The following is a 20,180-nucleotide window of genomic DNA, read 5'->3' as shown; positions in this document are numbered from 1 at the left end:
AACTAATCGGATACATATATATCACTAAAATTGAAAAGTACTAAGTTGTGAAGAAAAGGATAAAATATACTTTTTAATGTTTAGGTGAGATAAACAAGGAGGAGACTATGCAGATACAATTTCTACTCACTTATATTAATTATGCTTGTGAATGCGCGACTTTACTGCTATTAGGCATCAGATTTTTTGACATAGGTAAAGTGAAATTATTCAAATATATTATTGGATCTATAGCTTTGACTTTTGTTTTAGTTCTTATTAATGAGTTAGGTTTTAAGAAAGGATATGCAGAATTGTTTCTTGTAATTTCGATAACCACATTCTATGTGATTATCTTTAAGATAAAACTAGTCTATGCTTTAATTGTAGCCATTTTTTTAAAACAAATACGTTTTATGTTTTCCGCAGTAATTCAAATTGTTTTACCAGGCATGAATATAGGAGCAGCAACTGGCAGTATAACTTCAATAATTATTTTCGCTTTGACTATTGTAATTATAAGATATCGCATAACGTTCACCTATTTAAGGAGTGAATATATATATCGTAAGAATATAGAAATGTTAACATACTCTTCTTTAACTTTATGCGTTTTTGATATTATCGTGAGAACAAATTTCATCAATAATTCAATCCTGGGTACTCTTGTCGTTGCTTTTACTTGCATAGTAATGGTTTTAGTTATTTCAGTTCGTTTAGAATTCTCCAGGTAAAGGCAGTTACTCAGTTAAAATATTACGAATGATTCGGATGAAGGGGGTATGCTTGCTCTTAATTTTTTTTACATTCTCGTTGTTTTTATTTATTGCATTTAAAATTGTTTTATTGAGTTTTGAAGCACGGATCCAACTAATGGATACAAAATGTCCGTCATTCTGCTCATTAAAATATAGTTTTAATGATTTTTTATCGAATACTTTTATTTTTTTTAGGTTTGCATATAAACCACTCTGAACCCTCAGAAATTCATTGTTTTCTAGTTGTTCCTCGAATTTTATGAAATCATGAAGACTAAGTCTTTCCGTGAGTACGCGTGACTTTTCTTGGTGATAAATAATTCTATTGTCAGTTCCAACCTCTAGGTATAAAACATTCTCAAAATTAAGTTCAATAAATTCAAATGTAGCTAGTTTCTCTATGGATGATACATGACCAGCAATTTGCATTAGATCATTGAATGAGGCGGTATAAGCACTTGCAAACTTTTGAAGTGTTTGAGGTCTAGGGATTATTGCATTTCCGATTGTATTGTTGTCTCCTAATTCTACATCACGAATATAGCCATGACTTAAACTTGTTCTCTTTGCAGCTTCTCGGAGAGAATAACCACAGGACAATCTTAAATACTCGAGATATTTTCCGATAGGAAGATCCATTAAAAAAGCTCCTTTATTGATTTTCGTGTTATGTATTATTTTCCCACATTAAGTTCATTATAATAGAATTCTCACACGAATAAAGATATATATGGTTAATTACTCAATTAATGATTCACATATACAGCAAATAATCTATTCGAATCTAAATTAAATTATAATTTAATTATAATTTAATTATTATCCTATAATAATTATCTTGGATATTTAGGAAAACCATATTATACTAAAAGAAAGGAATAAAAGGGGGAAAGGTTATGCACCATTTTTTTGATCCTTCCATAAAACCAATTGTAGTTACAGATCTATCTGATGAAATCATTGCTGTGAGAACGTTTGGACTGGAGTATTATGGCTACCCGAATTTGATAATGTATGAAGTTATTAGAGACTATGAGACACTTTTTTATATGATTTTAGATAGCATTTTTTCACTTGATTTTGACACACACAAAATCTTCATGTTTAACAACAATGAAGTGAAATTCACCTTAGATGAACAAAACAATGCAATTATAACTATCAGTAAACAGAGTGAAGTGAAGATAACTACATATAGAGACCCGTTCTCACAAGAGATCGTTAAACATAAAACCAAAGGACTATCTGAATTATTTGGGCTGCCGGAGGTTGAGATTAGTGGTACAGAAAATGAAGGAATAGAAATATTGGCCTATGTCGTTGACAAATTAAAGTCTGGAACAGTTATTGACGATTCAACTTCAATTGAAATCGAGGGGATTTATTACGAGTTGACGACACGTAGTGACCGATTCGGAAACTCCTTTTTGGAGATCTTCAAGATAGAATTTGTAGAATTAAAGCAGCAGTATAGACAGAAAAATAGAATAAAAATGAAAGAAGGACTGAGAAGAATAAAATAAGTTCTTCTTTTTTTTGATTCAATATAGTAATATATCAGTATATTAACTAACATATTAACTAATTAAATAATTAGGAAGGGAGAACTAGTTTGGGACATGACACACTCATTGAGGAATTGGACTTCATATTGACCCATCCAATGTGTGGTACGAGGAACTTGGAATCATTTTACAATAATTGTTTATTCTCTTATGAGACTGTGCCTTTAATTGTTATCGTGAATCATATACAGTTCAAAAGGCCCGATTTGCTCACACAGTGGTCTAAGGAGAATGATCTAATACATAAAGTCACCACCGAATTAGATTTCAACCTTCCATCAGATACCAAAACCAAATCTGTGATAACCGTAGAAACTGATCTGCGTGCAAAAGAACCTAACAGTAACGGTTATTACTTTGTTGATTGGAACTCTAATATGGAATACGAGCAAATTGATTTGTGCTTTAAAACAAAAAAAATTATGGTCACTTGTAAAACCTATGGTGAACTACTTTTAGTCGGGTTGGTTAAAACAGGAGAAAATAAATATGGCTTGTACTTAAAGTTAAAAGGAGAGAGCAAATATGAATAATTTACTTGAGGGGAATTCGATAAATCCAGATCCAATGAGAGAATATGAAGTATCTCTAAGAAGAAAACAAATCCATCAAGGTGTCGTTGATGCTGTTGAAAATCATGCTCCTTTCGGAAAAAATATGCAGTGTGCAATTGTTAAACTGAATAACGGCCTGAAAGGTTTGATTCATGCAGATCAATTTGACGCTGTGAAATATAGATCATTAGTCGGCTTTATAGATCACAAAATTGATTACATGGTTCTGGATGTTGCAAAACAAGGTCTTGATCCGAATTTAGAAGTCTTCAATAAAGAAACAGGAATTGTTTTATTATCTCGTGTTCAAGCTCTTGAAGAGCTCCAAGAAGAATTTTGGGAGACTGCAGATGTAGATCATATTTGTCCTGCTACAGTTACTGGTTTTGAGGACGAACGTCTATATGTAATGATAAAAGGGGTAAGTTGTGTCTTACCGATACAAGACTATGAATATGACTGGACAGTCTCGGGTAAAAATCTGATCCCGTTAGGCAGTCAATTGACTGTCAAAATTAAGCATATTGACAGAGACAAAAAACAAGTAAGGGTAACAAGAAAAGAATTGCTGGAGGACCCATGGGAGAGAGTTAGAGAAAACTTTAAAGTTGGAGATTTTCATCGCGCGACAATTACGAGTGTAGTAGAGAATGTGGGTATATTTGTTAAACTTGCTCCTGGTGTTGAATCAATCGCGTGGTTCCCTAATCGCGTTCCATCTCATGGACAGTTAGTCGGCAAAACCGTTTCAGTCATGATTAAAAACATCAAAGCTGAAGACAGACGAATGCGTACAAAAATTGTCCACTTTCCACACGAAATACTTTAAGGGGGGAACTTGATTGGAACATCTGGTATCTCCTTTAACTAATTCTCCACAACAAGTGGTTCATAGTTATCCTCTACTCGATGATCCGTATGCTCATATTACTCAATTAGGTGAATTAACAAAACATAACTATCACTACATCTTGAAAAAAATTGAGCATGGATGGATTACAGACCGGGATATAGAAATTGTGAACTTTATATCCGTACATCGATGGGTTACGCTATCTCAAATTTTAAAAATCTTCTTCCCTAATGTTGAACGTGAGGAGACAGTTCGTAATCGTGTACGAAAAATGATGAAATATGGTCTATTGAGAAAGATCGAATGGTCAAGTTATTCGAAAGGATCTGTAGGAAGACCAAGTTTCTACGAAATTGGTGCAAGTGGGGCGGATATATTGAAATTTAGATTCGGTGCTTTTTTGGGACATCGTGATCCAAGAAATCCGAAACCCACGACCATGCTTTTTCGAATGAAGTACATAGCCACCAATGAGTTGTATCTTCAGTTGAGAGAGCATTTTAAATTGGTACATTTTGAATTTCATCCAATCCTTAAGCTACAAGAAGAACAACAAGTTCCTACCGCGAAATTTACTTTGACTAATCCTGTAGGCAAAGAAATGTCCTTCATTCTATTATGTCATCGTGAGGAAGAAAAATGGCTCAAAACAATTCGTTATCAAGCCATGTTCTATAAACAGTATTTAAAAAATAGTGAAGATAGCAGTATTATGATCGTTCATGTATCTACAACGGACAAAGCCAGCTTGGTTAGTAAAATTTTTGAACAAGAAGGATTATCTACTGTTTGGTTTGTAACCGATGAAGATTTGTTTGACAAAGAAATGGTTCTAACAAAAAGTTTCTCTTTCTTCAGTAATGGAGAAAAGGTTTACTACGATCTGCAATAATGCTGAAAATAGGTGATAGCATGAAGAGAATTTTTATTGCATCGTCTGATCCAGATGAATGTGAATGGATTAAGGAAGAGTTAGAAGATTTCGGTAGGGTAGTAAAAGCAATAGATTCTTTGGATTTCTTTATTTCTCAATGGGAATCAGTAGAATCGGAGATTCTCATACTTACAGAGAACGTTGTTAAGAATACTGAATCATTCGAAAAGCTTCTGTACAATGTTAAAACAAACTATCCGTATGTAAAAATGGTATTTCTCTATTTCAGAGATGCGGATGATTTTGTGAGGAGATTAACTGATATCGGGTTGATCTGTATATCTTACAATTCGTTAGATGTCGGTGTAATAGAAATGAGAATCAAAGGAGAGCTTGGACAGGTTCCTGAAGTGAATACTCATACCGAAACTGAAGTTCCCGAAAAGGTGAATAGTGACTCGGTAATGTTTAAACGCAGCGAGGTGGATGAAACTTTAAGAGAGTCCACAACCGAAGAATCTGAAGAATCGTCTGAATCTCAGCAACCTATGAACGAACCGGGTAATGTCTCAACTGATGAAGTGGGGAATACGAGAAAAGCATCAGACAAGTTACTTAAGGTATTAGCCAATAAAGGTAATGAGTTTAAAACGTTTCTGAATAAGAGAAACAAACAATCTAATACATTAGATATAGAAGGATTAAACTTTGATGCTGTATTTAACCAGTCTAGGAATAAGGTTAAAGTTAGAGATCGTTACATTGGTACAGCAGTAATTGCAGTAACCGGTGTGGAGAAGGGTGTTGGGTGCACACACACAGCACTTATGATAGCTAACTATTTAGCCAAGCAGAAGTTTTCAGTAGCATTAGTGGAAGCAAATGAATCTAATGAGTACAAAGAGATAGAAGCAGCCTATGAAGGTGTAGATGCAGATCTGCTGAATACAGTGAGTTTCTTTATTAATGGAGTCCATTATTATAAGAACGAAAGTTGTATTGATATGATCTCTCTGCTCTCAGGGAACTATTCTTACATCATTCTGGATCTGGGTTGCTACGATACAACTTCGTCATTTAATGAATTCTTGAGAGCAAACCTACAGATAGTAGTAGGGGGAAGTAGTGAGTGGAAGCAAAACAAAATCCATACTTTCTTTCATAGCCAGATTCACTTAGACCAAAGTAAGTGGAGATTATGTCTACCTCTAGCTGAGAAAGAATCAATTAAAGATATAAGCAAAAAAATGGATCGGCGTAAAATTTATCGTATACCTTATTTTCCTGATGCATTTGATTCAACTTCAGAAATAGATGGAGTAATGGAAAATATCTTGAAGGTCAATCAGCAACATAAATTATCTTTACTGCGTAAAAAAATGCTGAACATCATGGAATAGGGAGGAGGAGATTATAGAGCTTAATGCTTTATTTTTTGAGCTGATACTTACGTTTATTTTAATGTATAAGTTAAATCGAATACCAGTGAAGAACAATCAATACAAGAGATTTGAGAGAATACTTCTTAGTACTCAGATTATTGTACTGATAATTTTGTATGTATGGGATTTATTCTTCATCAGAGTATTCTCTCAACTGATATACGCGTATACATTCTATTTTATGATTAGGCGATTTAGTGGAGAAAGCAAATTAAAGGAAACAAGGACGACCTTTTTAGTAATAGGAGCATCAATTGTAATGGGGGTAACCCCCTATACTTATGCAGCTTCGTTATTGTTTTCTCTTTTTATTGCCGTCAAAACATTTAAAGAAATTCGAAACGAGATAAAATACTTTATATTATTGATCTTAATAAATATAGTTAGTTTGATCTATCTGTACCAGGGGCTCGACGGTAACCCGGATGCTCTAAGTAATGTAGTGACAGTAGTCAGAATTGCACTTTGTATACTTCTTTTATTGGTAACGATAGATTATCAATCACGTATCATAGAAGGGACTTACGTCAAAGCCATTACTGATTCATTAACAGGCCTGCTGAACAACAAAAAGATAAAACAAGTTATACGATCAACGATTGATGCACAATTGGATTTCAGTATAATGTTCTTGGACCTGGATGACTTTAAATCAATAAATAAAGCTGTTGGACACGCTGCTGGTGATGAAGTCTTAAAATCAGTTGCAAAAATAGTAAAGGAAGAATTTGATGCGATTGGTTTTGTAGGTAGGTATGGTGGAGAGGAAGTAGTTGCTATTCTAACAGATTCATACTCTGGCTCGTTACTGAAAAAAGCTGAAGATATCCGGAAAAGAGTTGAAAATGAAGTTATGTACCAGTCAGATCAAAGTGTACATGCAGTAACTGCGAGTATAGGTGTTTGTGACTGGACAGAAGAATGGTCTGCTGAAGAATGTCTCAAGAATGCAAATGAGGCAATGTACAAAGCTAAATCACTCGGAAAGAACAGAGTCGTTCATTATAACGAAATATTGGTGAAACAATATTAGTATATTAGTATATTGATATTATTATATATTAACGTCAAAGGAGATTTACAATGTCAAAAATCCGGTTTCGGCAAAAACAATTACTTTTAGCAGGAGGAATTGGTGCACTTTCTGTATTACTGCTTTGCAGTATCTTTGGTGTTCTATATGTTAACCACTTGACTAATAAGTACACTGAAAAGCGCTTATCAGTAGAACAAGAACTTGCACAAACCCAGCAAGTACTTAAAGAAGACATGATTAAGGTAGAAGTCGTCACCAGGAACATTTCATCTGGTGAACCCATACAGGAGAGTGATTTGGAAACACGTCTGATGCCACGCAATGCTGTATCAGAGGAAATGGTGCTTTCTAAAGAATTAATTCGGGGTAAGGTTGCAAAAGTGGAGTTGCCCACTAATACACCCGTTACCTCCACTGTAATCTACGAAGATGAAATCACTTCGAGAGACCTTCGTAGTCAAGAGTTCAGGTTGATGGAACTTCCCTCCAAACTGAAAAAAAGTGATTACGTCGATGTACGTATTAAGTTCCCGTCCGGACAGGATTACATCATCCTATCTAAGAAGCGCGTAGAAGATTTGATTGACGGGACTGTTTGGTATCACATGAATGAGAAAGAGATCCTGAATATCTCCGGTGCAATTGTTGATGCATATATTCAAGATGCAACCATCTATGCACTGTCCTATGTGGAACCGGGTATTCAAGAGAAAGCCATCACCACGTATCCGGCCAATAAAGCGGTACTGGATCTGATCGATTCGGACCCGAACATCGTCCAAAAAGCTACTACAGAGCTGGAGCGGAGAAATAGAATCAAATTGGAAGAGGCAATGAATGCAATGACTCCGGAGCAGAAACAAGAGTATAAAAATAAGCTAAACACTCAACAGATAGCGGAAAATCAAGCCAAAAGCGCACAGTCAACAACACAGCAACAATCATCAAACGATTTGATAACTGAAGCGGAATCAACTCCCCAAGTCGATACCGAAATGATCTTCAATGATCAAAATAGTGTAGGAGCTGAGACACCATGATGAAGCAAGTCGTATTTATCGGCGCTTTTGAAAAATCAGACATTCTCTTCTATATCGCAAAGTTACTCTCCGTACATCACCGAGTCGCGGTTGTGGATGTAACATCCAATGCTGATTATCGTTACGCGTATCCTAAGATTCCTGAACAAACAGGGACCCAACAACATGATCGATTTGATGTGATCGAAAATATGACACTTGAAAAATATGAGCAATTAAAAATGGAAGAAGCCTATGACTTCGCCCTTATAGACATCAGTTATAAGGAAGAACTTCAACGCTGGCCAAATGCAGATCAGTACTTCCTGGTCACGTCACATGATAATGCTGTCATGCAACGAAACGCGGAACTTATGGATGCTTTCTTTCAAGGGAAAAGCCAATCGGACCTCGTCCCAATGTTCAAGTTAGTTCAAGAGACAACAAAATATACGGAACAAGTGATCAATGAGCTATTTGAGAAGCACCCCATTGATTGGAAAGAGACCTTTGTCTTTTATCCAGACGAAAGGGATCTCGAAAGTAAACATATGAATCAGCAACTATCAATGTTGCACATTAAAAGGCTATCAAGCGCACTGAAATTGGCACTACAGGGCGTTTTGGGACAGATCTCGGGGCAGTCAGATAAAGAAATAAAATCGCTCTGGAAGAAAGCTGAGAGGGGAAAATAAAACATGACAATTATATCGTTTTGGGGAATTCAGCATGGTTTAGGTGTGACAAGCAGCACGGCTGCGGTTGCTGCTTTAATCGGAATGGAATACCAAGTGCGCACATTAGTCTCACAGCCGCAATGGGCAGATAATACGCTTCAGCGCATATTTCAAAAAACAGTCCAGTCTCAAAACCCACAGGGGTTCCAGACGAGTGGAGGGCTTGATGCTCTTGAACGGGCAGTCCGAGCCGGCAAGATTGACCGTGATGCAGTAAAGAATAACTCACTTATTTTAGTGCCTGACCGACTTGATATTCTCAAGGGTACAAATAAAAGTGATCGCATTCAATTTGATGATGCAAGTGAAGTCATTAATCTGATCTATAAAAAAGCCACTGAATATTACGATCTGGTGCTTCTCGATCTACACAGCGGCGGTAACAGCCCAGTGATTCAGGATGCATTAAATCAATCTGACTTGAATGTGGTTTGTTTATCTCAAAACATCAATGTATTAGAACGATTCTTCTTACAACGCGAAAGCATGCCCAGAGCAATCAAGGAGAAGCCATTTATCCTGCTCATCAGTCAGTATGATGAGGACTCCAAATTTAAAATCAGAAATATCTGTAATAAGTTCCGTTATAAAGGACCAGTGTTCTCACTGCCGTACAATACCAGCTTCAAAGACCACTCCAACGATGGAGACCTTCAGGGGTTCTTCCGGAGGAATCAGCAGCTGGCTATGTTCCATCCGAATCGATTCTTTATCGAAGAGGCTCGGAAGCTTGCGATCCACATTTTGAATGCAGCGGGAGTCAACACAAGCATCAAACAAATTTCTGGAAAAGGAGCCTAAGTAGATGGCATCATCAGGCATTATTAATTTTTTGATTATAGCCACTACTGTCTTGGGTTTTATCACGCTTTTCCTATACTTGCTTTGGAAAAAACCAATTCGAAAAAATGATGACTTGGCACAAGCGAGAGCAGAACAGTACTCCATTCCTGTTTTGGTCGACTTCACGAAAGTCATGATTAATGAATTCATTAACACAAACTTAATGGATATGGGTTTGTCAGGTGAAGAGTTTGAAAGGCGACAAGCCATCGTCAATCAATTTCGCAGATCATTGCGTAACACGGTTTCGGGAGAAATTAGCGACAAAATTTATGTGAAGCAGCAGATCGAAAACATTCTTGAACGTGATTATGGAATTAATGAGACCAATATCGATCTGGTGCTGCCGTTTACGCAACCAGATAAATTAACCTCACAGGATCGTTTCGACATCCTGATGCACCACTTCAAGAAAGAGCACGGCTATAAAGCACTGACATACATGATTGAAAAGTATGATTTAGGTCAACTCAAATATGTCATTGAAGATGGGAAAACCCCATCTTACATTATTACAGATGATGAAATCCAAAAAGTCTTCCGAAAAGAGATCCGCAGCCTTGATTTCAAGGATAAACTCAGTATCGTTGTTCAGCGAGTATATCAGTTATACAAAGGGTTTGGCGTAATCGATGAAATTCGGGATATGACCATCGATGGAGTATCTGGAGGTGTCTCCGGGGCACCAGAAAAAATGAAGACTGTAGAGCATGAAATTGAGTTGTTGGGCAGGATGAGATATACCAAACGCGGCAATAACTCTGTCTCGATTTTTCACAAAGGTAAAACGATTCACCTATCATTTTTGGAATTCGAATCAGAATTGGAAACTAAGCGTGTTGCACAAAACATATACAAGCATAATAGTCCTGGTCCCTTAACAGAAACAACAGGCTATGTAGTGAATGATATGGCAGATGGATCGCGTGTTGTCGTTGTCCGTCCACCATTTGCTGAGAATTGGGCATTTTGGGTACGAAAATTTGATATTCCCAATCTATCTATGGAATTTTTGATTCCAGACTCTCATAAAAATGCCGAGCTACCAAGAGATATGCTCAAGTTTTTAATGAAAGGTGGGCAAACAACCGGATTCACAGGGAATCCGGGTGCAGGTAAAACCTCATTGATGATGACTAGTATCGGATTTATTTATGCCTTTCTGAATTTGCGAACGCTGGAACTTATTTTCGAACTTAACTTGCGACAACTCTACCCAGGTAGAAATTCCATGGCACTCAAAGAAATACCAACCGTTCCAGGACAGAAAGCCTTGGATCTAAAGAAGAAATTGGATACGGATGTAAGCATTTTGGGAGAGGTAGCAAGTCAGTCAGTTGCTTCCTGGATGATTCAAATGACGCAGTCAGGCAGTTTGTTTACGATTTTTTCCCATCACGCAGTATCGACTAAGCAGCTAATTAAATGGTTCCGAGATGCGCTCCTATCCATGGACATACTTCAAGATGAACGATTAGCGGAGCAGCAAGTCGCGGAAGCAATCAAATGGGACGTACATGCAACTCGTGATCATACGGGGAAACGTTATCTTGAGCGTTTCACGGAGATTAATCTGGTTCAGTACGACGAAACATTTTTCGATCGTACAGAAGATTACGAGGAGATGAAGAAAGAAAGCTTACGAAGACAGTACGGACCAATTTGGAAAGAAGCTAATGTTATTGAATATAGAGATGGAGGATATGTAGCTGTCAATCCAATTTCTCCGGAACGAGTCAAGCAGATGAAAGAAGCAATGCTTGAGGAAGATTGTATCGCTTTTGATATGTTTTTAAATAAACATTGGGGAGGACAGGACCAATGTCTACCAGTTTAATCGTTCTCCTCTCACTTATGGCACTTACGAGTATCCCGTTGATTTACTACTTTTTTAAATCGAGGAAAGATCAGAAAAAAAGAGTAGATATCTTTAACGCTAGTCGTGTTCAAAAGCGAACAAACGCCAAAATGATGGTTTTTTATCAAAAGTCATATGACAGATTCTCAGCGATCCCAATTCTACGGAACCAACTTAATAGTATTCGTAGAAGGCTGTCTTTAATCAATACCTATGACGAATTCACCATACGTAAAGAAACCATGCGGATTACCTTTTTGATTCTAGGCTTAATCTTTGTTGGTATAACGTTGGTTGCCTTTGTCAGTTGGAGCTTTATCGCTATCATGATTGCGATAGCCGTAGCCATAGTGGCAAACGGACTGCTTATTACTATTTTTGTGAGTCGAGTGGAAAGTCGATTATTGAATCAGTTCGCAGATTTTTTGGAAGAAACGCGCCATGAGTATCAAGAATCACAGCGAGTGGATGATGCCCTGTATAACGCAGCTCAAATATCACCACATACCATTAAACTGCAAATCGAAAAGATTCATGATGTGATTTCTTCAGAAGATCCTCAAGCCCAACTAAGTGAGTACTACACGGTTGCACCCAACCGCTATCTCAAAATTTTTGCTGGTGCATCTCACATGATTATGGAATACGGCGACAAAATAACTTCTGATGGATCAATGTATTTGGGCACAATCACTAAGATTGTTAAACAAATTAGAGATGACATGCTACGTAGAAGAATGTTGAATTACCAACTACAGGGTCTGACAATGATTGCCTTATCGCCACTTCTTTTATCTTTTCCTGTTCGAAAGTGGGCGGAGACTTCTTTTCCAGTCACAGAACAGTTTTACAGTAGCAGATTGGGATACATCATATTAATTCTCATATTTGCTGCTTCTGTAATCAGCTATATGTTCGTTCGTAAGGTTGGAGAACTTGATGAGGATAAGGGCGGGGTTTCTTCTCCTAAGACACAGTGGGAAAAGAAAGTTTACTCTTGGCCGTGGGCTAAATGGATTATAGATCGATTAGTTCCTCAACGACATACAAGGGCGCATTATAAACTATCTATGCTTCTAAAAGAATCAAACTCGCCACTAACTAAAGAGTGGTTTTATATACAACGGTTGACGGTGAGTTTGGCAAGTTTTATTGCCGTTGTCATTCTATGTGTATTCCTGCACTACAATGCAGCTCATCAAATTCTAACGACTCCCACAGTAGCACAAGCAAACCTGTTGGGTTCGTTAACAGGTGATGAACTACAGCAAGCGAATCAATTAACATCGTTTGACAACGCAGTAATGAATGATTTTAAGGAGGTGAAAGATCAATCAAGAGATAGTTTGGTTCAGACCATTGAAGCTCAGACCAGCATCAACATGGATCCGGCAATGATGGAGCAAACCATGGCTCGAATTTTATCCAAAATGAACACTATTCAGAATGAATACTTCAAATGGTGGGAACTATTCATAGCCTTCGGGGTAGCATTTATCGTCTATTACATACCGATGTGGGTTCTCCAGTTTAAGAGACGAATGCGTGCCATGGAGATGCAAAATGAGGTGGACCAGTTCCACACGTTAATCTCGATCCTTATGCAGTTTGATCAGATGTCAGTGGATACGGTCTTAGAATGGCTGGAACGCTTTAGTGTCATTTTCAAGACACCCTTACGAAAAGCTGTACTAAATTTTGAAAGTGGTGCAGAACAAGCATTACAAGAGTTACGTGAAGAAGCACCTTTTGCATCATTTGACCGGGTTGTGAGAAGGTTGATCCGTGCAAGCGAGAGAGTGTCCGTTGGAGAATCTTTCAATGATCTTAATATGCAGCAAGAATACCATGCCAAGGATAAAGAGGAAAAGATTACTCGGATTATTCTACAAAAAGCAGTGATGGGGAAGTTGATTGGATTTATGCCCACCAGTCTTTTAATTACAGCGTATCTGGTTTTTCCGATGATCTATATGTCGTATAAGAGCATGTCAGGAATCGGTTTCTAAATGATTGGTGAATTCACTAGGATCATCGCAATTTCTATTTTACTGTTTGATCAAACACAAACTATCAATTAAAAGGAGTTAATAAAAATGAATAACGTACCAGATTGGCTGAAGGTAGCTGCAGGAATATTTCTAACAGTAACGCTAATAGCCATTATTGTTTATTTTACAGATACAGCACAAGAAAAAACTAAAGAAGCTGGTGATGAAATCAATGGTATTTTTAATGTAATGAGTAACTCCAAATACACCCAATACACCAGTGGTTCAAAAACAGGTAGCCAGGTCGTTAACGCAATCCGTCAGTACGCGAGAAAGCCTCAATTTGGAATAAAAGTAATTACGGGTAAAGGCGACGTTTCCTTCTACGGTAACCCTTTTACAAGTGACGGAACAGTCACTTCAACAAAAACGAATGACTTTGCTAAAGCAGAAGATCCTAAATCCCCTGCTTACATTAATTTATCGGGAATGTTCGAACCTAAAGTCGTTCGAGATGCTAACTCTGTTGTTGTAGGTATCGAATTTCAACAAGCGCCCTGATTAATTTCTCAAGTGTTTCCCTTCTCTCTCATAGGGAAGGGGAATTCTCAAGAAAGGAACGATACAGTTGAATCAGAATACACATGATTTTATTTATTACGCAGCATGGATAATGATCTTCGCTATAGCTTTAGGATCGGCTGCTCTAGGTCTAGAACAACAGCAGAGATATCAGGGATCCATTCAAGAAGTATCCACAATGGACTATAGGTTATTTACTACCACTGGATCGATTGAAGAAGAGACATACACTGGCGCCGAAGTCTTGCAGAGCGTACAACGTATTCAAAGCATTAAAGCAGACATCCAGGTAGAGGGAATTACCTTCACTCCGTCCATTGACATTGATAACACCGATGTATCCATGGTTAACCTGAATAAATCGTACAAAGCAAAATATGTCCGTAATTCAGAGGGAGTAATTACAATCATCATTTTTACATAAGGAGGAGGGCACGTTGGGGTCTCAATTATCAAAATTACTTGCCTCGATTATAGGAATCATACTTTTGTTCATATATCCTTTGTATCAAAGTATGGAACGTCAAGATGACTTGGCTCAAATTGTTGCACACAAGACCGTCACCCGATTTGTGGATGCGGTACGAACTAAGGGATACGTCACACCAACCATGTATAAAGAATTTAATGAGGAGCTTGCTTCCACGGGTAACCTGTTCGAGGTTGAAATGGTACATGAACATAAGCTGTACATTCCAGTGTATCGAGATCCAGCAAACCCGAATACGTTCGAGGGGAAATATGTCACGGATTTCAGCAATTTCTACACGGATGATATTATGAAAGTTTTGTTTCCAAATACAACAGAGTCTTTGCAAAGTCAAAATAGAAGATATCTCTTAGAAGTCGGTGATTTTTTCACGGTAACCATTAAAAACAAAAACAGAACACCAGCAACACATATGAAAGATATGTTCCTTGCTAGTAATACAGGCGATAACACCAAGATTTTTGTTCCATACGGCGGGATGGTAATCAATGAAGACAACTAATCTGGCAATTATATTTATTCTCATCGTTGTGCCGTTTTATCTAATCATGGACATAAGGGTATCGGATCAGAAAACTGTAAACCGTTTAGAAAAACAATATTCAGCAGCACTACATACAGCTGTCCAAGATGCTGCATACGCACTAAACCAAAATGAAAACCAAGATAAAGAGGCTTCTTATCAGTCTACTAAGTTCTTTAATGCCAATAAAGATGTAGCAATAGAAACTTTTTGGAAAACAATGTACCTCAATTTTGGATCAGGATCTGACCAGATCTCCCAGGGTGTCCTCGAATCGTATGTACCGGTTATAGCAGTTACCGATTATAACGGGTTTCATCTCTATGCATTCACTGAATATACGGATACTTCAGGTCAAAAAGTCTATAAGCACGCATGGAAGCCTGAAAAACCTTATGCATATTCGGATCAAGCTGGGAACAGTATCAATTTCACGTTAGACAGTTATGTAAAAGTATATCAAGCTTCAACTCAGACCTGGGTCGAAGGATATCGTGAAGAGTTGGAAGGACTCACTGATGTTCCGTTACTGAATAACGCAAAACTGTTTGACGAAGTACGTCGTAATACAATCGTAAAGTCGGTTCAGAAAGATGTGGCTTACTTCATAAACAAGCACAATACTTTTGCAACTCGACTGGGTAGTTATTATCAATTTAAACTCCCACTGATCCCTAATGAGGATTGGGTAAACAGCATTAATGACGTTGGAATCATGGCATTTATTCAGGGACTACCGGTAGGACATCAATTCTATAATAACTATGCATTTGGGAGCGGTCGGATTTTGAAGAAGAACGTAGTCTATGGTGCAGTAGACGAAAGTACAGGCCTTAAATACTACTACCGTAGTAACTATCACTTAAACCTTCGTGTTCAAGAAACCTTTACATCCGAGAAGGATGCAGCAGCTGCAGGATACATGCCTACTGACTCGCTGAATAAGAGATAAAGATGTGGGTGTTGGATCTTGTGTCGGTTCATCCTTAAGGGAAGGATGGAGAAAAGAGAATTATTCTCCTAAGTGGGTGCATTAAAGAGTATGATTCAGAACCGGCACAGAGTCGAGCCCCTAAAAATTAATTATGTTTGATTTAGGCTGAAAAGTATTTAGGAGAAAATTTAACACCATGATATAATAGTAATATATTAATTAATATATTGATTTTTACCGGGTATACTTAGTATTAAATGTCGGCTAAGAGAGATTTATTAATATGCCGATAAATTGTAAAGAGTCCAAATTGAAGGGAGAAATTATAAAATGAAAAAAATCTTACTTGCTACTTTGATTGGTGCAATGGCAATTACTGCAACAGCAGGGGGTTCAACAATTCATGCGGCTAGCACTCCGAAACAAGTAGAGGTACTGCTGAATACAGTAAAAATGAAGTTTCCAGACGCAAAGCCGTTCCAGGACGGCCAAGGTAGTGTTATGGTTCCGATCCGCTTTGTTTCAGAAGCCCTGGGCGCTAAAGTCACATATTCAAAAACCGGTAAAGTATCTCGTGTTGGAATTAAGACAAAGGATAATACCGTGGATATGACGATTGGACAGACAACTGCCCTGGTGAATGGCCAAAAGAAAGACTATGGCACACAAATTATCTTAAAACAGAACCGGACATTTGTGCCATTGCGCTTGGTTAGTGAAGGGCTTGGGCAAAAGGTTGAGTGGGATAAGATCGGTCGCTGGGTATGGATTGGAAATAAAGAATTCCGGAGTACGGATGATAAGGAGTTTAAGGTAAAGCCTTTGAGCGATTTCAAGGTATACGGAAAATCTAATTATGTCTTCAACAACATAAAAGATGAAAAATTCAATGGGATTAAAGTCATTAAAGAAAGTGATCTACCTATTCGTTTGGGTGATGATGGTCCCGTTATTTACAGTATGGAGTTAACACAACGAAGAGGAGAAAACTACGTAGCCATTAGAAGTACCCAAAGAGGTACACCGATTGAATTTTTAGTGAAAAATGATTTTGCTAAAGGACGCAGTCATGTTGATAATGCTTTCGAAAACAATGGAGATAAAACAGGGATGAGTTATTATCCAGAAATAACAGCCACTGATAAATTCCAAAATGGTAAATACGTTGAGAATTTTGATTATACAAAATTCAGATTTAAACAAGCTGATTATATTCTTTTTTCTGCATCTGAACTAAAAGATTACGGCGTTGTAATAATCAATCCATTCAAGTAAGAGAGGGGAAAATTTGTGACAAAAAAAATAACAAGCTCTCTACTCGCAATGGTACTGTTCCTTTCGTCCGTACTTACAATTTTCATGTTTCAACCTGGGAACGCTCAAGCAATTGGCGTTCCGAGGATGCATCAAGACATAAACAATCCCAATATTTATTATTTTGTTGGAATGGTATATTTCGAGGTATGGAGAAAAGCTGATGGGACATGGACAGATGGGAAAAGACCAGGCCAGTCTTACAGAGTCGATGGATTCGACTATACTTTCACCTTTAATGCCAATAGGAAGATTAAAGATGTGAAGGTAGATAAGTTCCTATTCAACTGGGAATATGCAGATGAAACATTTAACGCTTCAAGGACGGGGGAGCTTGAATCAAACCCAATGGAATATTACAAAAAGGCTACATCGACAAACTATCAATTGAAAAAAGGAAGCTGGAATGGGAAAGGAACAAACGAAGCTTTTATACCAGTGTATGTTGATCCAGGAAAGTTGGAAGCGACTGTACGTGCAATTGATAGAAAGAAAGAAGAAGAGGATAAGGATAAGGACAAAGTCTTTGCCCCTGGCGTTGAAGGCTGGCGATATTTCTTCCCAACTCTGTTCACGATCGAGCTTGAACCGGATGAAGGTAAGACGATTATTCAACACTGGACTACCACTGGCCAAAGATTGAATGGGGTCGAACATTTCGTTGATCGGGAAGAAAAGCTGGAAATGAACAAGGAATATAACTATGTTCATACAGATCCAGGCAGCAATTACACGTTTGAAGGGTTTAAGAAAAGTACGGTCGCGCCACCTTCAGGTGGATCACCAAGTCAGGGAGATCCAACGGGCTTTAAATATACCGGCACATTTCCCGTGTACTATCTCAACTTCTATTACAAACCTAAGAATGACCCTCCGCCGCCTACGAGACCAGGAACAGTTTGCACGAGACCAGAACCTGGACGAACATTGGAAGGCAAGTACATGGATCCAGTTGCGACAGGCGTCATCAAGGCTGATTCACGAGGAAATGAATCGTTTGACGTTTTGAAGGGTATTCCGACATCGGAAAGCTTGTACGGTAATGTCTTCAGTAAAGATTACTTGGTCCAGAATAAGTTTGTGGAGATGTCAGGCACATGTACATACACCGTTGTAGTCGAACAGAACTGGACATTGACTTGGAAGGATGGCAGATCGGTCCCTTTGCCTAACGGTGGTTCGACTACCGTCTATGATATTCCGCGATCCGATCCGGACGTGAGACGGCCATCATACCAAGTGGTTCGGCCTTACTCTTACTGGACGATTGACGAGCTGAGTGTCTACAACATCAAGCAAGCGAGTTTGATGCAGTATGCCTTCTCTGGCGATCAAATCACCATTTTGCCTTCCGGATATAGACCACCGGAATTTCAAGCCGAACAGACAGGAAATTATTATCCAGCCGACAACCCGAGCCCAGTTCCTGGTCCTTCACGAACCAAAGATGGCGGTACCAGTCGGCCAACGATGGACGAGGAAAACCTGCAAAGTGTAGCTGAAGCTGCTATCCCAGATATTCAGGTTGAAAATGATTCGTTGATCTTCAAAGGCCAGACCATTATGGATAAGCAGCGAGTGGCTAAACGCGGTCCGCAGCCAGTGAACATACCGGCTCCAGGAGAAATAGGAAAAGATGTGTTATACAGTCCGTATAATTATATTCCGTCCAATAAGGTCAATAAGAAAGATCAGATCAGTACAGGAAAAATCGAATTTATAATGGCTGCAGGCAGCATTAATACGGAAGAAGAGGAATTGGAGTACGAGATTAACGGCATAAATACGGTAACTGTTCATACGCCGGTCGTAAATTACTCAGCGGTATCAGATGATCAGCCACACAACCAGAAGACTAAACCCAATATGAGCCGATCGGCATTAATCCTGGAGAGACCATTTACGGTCCGGATCCCTACATCGGGGCAGCACCTGGATGTCGCCCAGTATCCGGGGTACGGCAACCGAGATTATGCGAAGTATTTCCGGACGAAGCAGGTACGATTCATGTTTGATGTTTATAACAGCGATCGCAGCCAATTCATCCCGGCGAACACCTGGATAGACATTCCGGTAAATCAGCTTGATACCGAATTCTACTTACCGGTATGGGTGGATGAAGGCGACTACCAAGTGTACTTTAGGAATATCGCAGAAAATGCTCCGGAGGGATATAACTGGCAGTCGGACGCGAACTTGGACCTGGCCAATCATGCAGCAGTTGATGAAGTATCCGTTGAAGTAATCGGCCGCTTGTACGATTTCCACATCACGGACATCGCGGACTACAACTGGGAGAGAGTGTTCCGGACATTCGCCGGCAGCAAAGATCCGAGCGGTGCGAGCTACTGGGTTGGACAGAATGGGATCGATGGAGATCCCCGCGGTAACCTACCCCAGTTCACCTTGCCGATCCGTCCGGGTAGCAACCCATTAACGGGTATGGGCAATGTCTCAGTAAAAACTGGATATCACTTCAAGTTTGACTTCAAGACGAAGGGGAACATGTTCAGTAAACAAGATGGAATTCGGATAACACCGACATTTACATACGTAAGTAAGGCCGGTGGTACACCAATACCAGTTGACTTGTATTACAAAACCAATGAGAAACCGTTTGTGAAAATTGGATCTGCAGAGGATACAGTCCAGCGTTATGTCGTTCTAAATGAACGACTACGCAATGTACCTTTGGGTGATATGAAGAATTCAGGGTACTGGAAATACGATCAGCACCTGACGGCAGTCGAGAAGGTTGGGGTCGATCGAGAAGAGTTTATGAGGAACTACGTACTCAAATACACCAAGTTAAAAACGCCTGTCGGTGG

19 protein-coding genes are annotated in these 20,180 nt (G+C 38.6%); 18 read left to right on the top strand and 1 reads right to left on the bottom strand.

The features are described 5' to 3' along the window. Nucleotides 1-107 precede the first annotated feature (107 nt). Nucleotides 108-713, top strand: a complete 606-nt coding sequence (locus tag P364_RS0128480) for a hypothetical protein (protein WP_024633433.1) — start codon at nt 108-110, stop codon at nt 711-713. 6 nt (nt 714-719) lie between these two features. Here the strand turns inward: P364_RS0128480 and P364_RS36375 are convergent, their stop codons facing one another. Next, the gene (locus tag P364_RS36375) at nt 720-1,376 is read right to left on the bottom strand and encodes a LytTR family transcriptional regulator DNA-binding domain-containing protein (protein ID WP_024633432.1); all 657 of its coding nucleotides are present in this window, start codon (nt 1,374-1,376) and stop codon (nt 720-722) included. 257 nt (nt 1,377-1,633) lie between these two features. Between P364_RS36375 and P364_RS0128470 the strand changes: the two genes are divergently transcribed. The 17 genes from P364_RS0128470 to P364_RS0128390 all read left to right on the top strand — a co-directional run. Further along, a complete protein-coding gene (locus tag P364_RS0128470; RefSeq protein ID WP_024633431.1) occupies nt 1,634-2,260 on the top strand; it encodes a hypothetical protein in 627 nt (208 codons plus the stop codon). Nucleotides 2,261-2,349: 89 nt separating this feature from the next. Further along, nucleotides 2,350-2,835: a hypothetical protein gene (locus P364_RS0128465; RefSeq protein WP_024633430.1), complete on the top strand. Its 486-nt coding sequence runs from the start codon at nt 2,350-2,352 to the stop codon at nt 2,833-2,835. Next, nucleotides 2,828-3,685 carry a hypothetical protein gene (locus P364_RS0128460; RefSeq protein WP_024633429.1) on the top strand — a complete coding sequence of 286 codons (858 nt, stop codon included), beginning with the start codon at nt 2,828-2,830 and terminating at the stop codon, nt 3,683-3,685. Before P364_RS0128465 ends, P364_RS0128460 begins: the two co-directional genes overlap by 8 nt. A 13-nt stretch (nt 3,686-3,698) precedes the next feature. Then, entirely contained in the window at nt 3,699-4,601 is a 903-nt protein-coding gene (locus P364_RS0128455) for a replication-relaxation family protein (protein WP_024633428.1), read from the top strand. Nucleotides 4,602-4,621: 20 nt separating this feature from the next. Next, nucleotides 4,622-5,983: a hypothetical protein gene (locus P364_RS36370; protein WP_143812622.1), complete on the top strand. Its 1,362-nt coding sequence runs from the start codon at nt 4,622-4,624 to the stop codon at nt 5,981-5,983. 301 nt (nt 5,984-6,284) lie between these two features. Next, on the top strand, nt 6,285-7,058 hold the full coding sequence (locus P364_RS0128445) for a GGDEF domain-containing protein (protein ID WP_024633426.1): 774 nt from the start codon (nt 6,285-6,287) through the stop codon (nt 7,056-7,058). Nucleotides 7,059-7,108: 50 nt separating this feature from the next. After that, entirely contained in the window at nt 7,109-8,101 is a 993-nt protein-coding gene (locus P364_RS0128440; protein WP_024633425.1) for an SAF domain-containing protein, read from the top strand. After that, entirely contained in the window at nt 8,098-8,775 is a 678-nt protein-coding gene (locus P364_RS0128435; RefSeq protein WP_024633424.1) for a hypothetical protein, read from the top strand. The genes P364_RS0128440 and P364_RS0128435 overlap by 4 nt, the downstream gene beginning before the upstream one ends. Before the next feature lie 3 nt (nt 8,776-8,778). Further along, a complete protein-coding gene (locus P364_RS0128430) occupies nt 8,779-9,618 on the top strand; it encodes a hypothetical protein (protein ID WP_024633423.1) in 840 nt (279 codons plus the stop codon). 4 nt (nt 9,619-9,622) lie between these two features. Next, nucleotides 9,623-11,497 carry an ATPase, T2SS/T4P/T4SS family gene (locus tag P364_RS0128425; RefSeq protein ID WP_024633422.1) on the top strand — a complete coding sequence of 625 codons (1,875 nt, stop codon included), beginning with the start codon at nt 9,623-9,625 and terminating at the stop codon, nt 11,495-11,497. Beyond that, the gene (locus tag P364_RS0128420) at nt 11,482-13,527 is read left to right on the top strand and encodes a hypothetical protein (protein ID WP_024633421.1); all 2,046 of its coding nucleotides are present in this window, start codon (nt 11,482-11,484) and stop codon (nt 13,525-13,527) included. The genes P364_RS0128425 and P364_RS0128420 overlap by 16 nt, the downstream gene beginning before the upstream one ends. An 87-nt stretch (nt 13,528-13,614) precedes the next feature. Then, nucleotides 13,615-14,070 carry a hypothetical protein gene (locus P364_RS0128415; RefSeq protein WP_024633420.1) on the top strand — a complete coding sequence of 152 codons (456 nt, stop codon included), beginning with the start codon at nt 13,615-13,617 and terminating at the stop codon, nt 14,068-14,070. Between the two features lie 67 nt (nt 14,071-14,137). After that, nucleotides 14,138-14,515: a hypothetical protein gene (locus tag P364_RS0128410; RefSeq protein WP_024633419.1), complete on the top strand. Its 378-nt coding sequence runs from the start codon at nt 14,138-14,140 to the stop codon at nt 14,513-14,515. 13 nt (nt 14,516-14,528) lie between these two features. Beyond that, nucleotides 14,529-15,083: a hypothetical protein gene (locus P364_RS0128405; RefSeq protein ID WP_024633418.1), complete on the top strand. Its 555-nt coding sequence runs from the start codon at nt 14,529-14,531 to the stop codon at nt 15,081-15,083. Further along, nucleotides 15,070-16,056, top strand: a complete 987-nt coding sequence (locus P364_RS0128400; RefSeq protein ID WP_024633417.1) for a hypothetical protein — start codon at nt 15,070-15,072, stop codon at nt 16,054-16,056. The genes P364_RS0128405 and P364_RS0128400 overlap by 14 nt, the downstream gene beginning before the upstream one ends. 312 nt (nt 16,057-16,368) lie before the next feature. After that, entirely contained in the window at nt 16,369-17,313 is a 945-nt protein-coding gene (locus tag P364_RS0128395) for a copper amine oxidase N-terminal domain-containing protein (RefSeq protein WP_024633416.1), read from the top strand. 300 nt (nt 17,314-17,613) lie between these two features. Next, on the top strand, nt 17,614-20,180 hold a 2,567-nt coding region (locus P364_RS0128390; protein WP_236642456.1), incomplete at its 3' end, for a DUF5704 domain-containing protein.

The organism is Paenibacillus sp. MAEPY2 (genome assembly GCF_000499205.1).
Lineage (GTDB): Bacteria > Bacillota > Bacilli > Paenibacillales > Paenibacillaceae > Paenibacillus > Paenibacillus vandeheii.
Note: the sequence above shows the minus strand (reverse complement) of the source record. Positions and strands in the feature narration are given on the sequence as shown.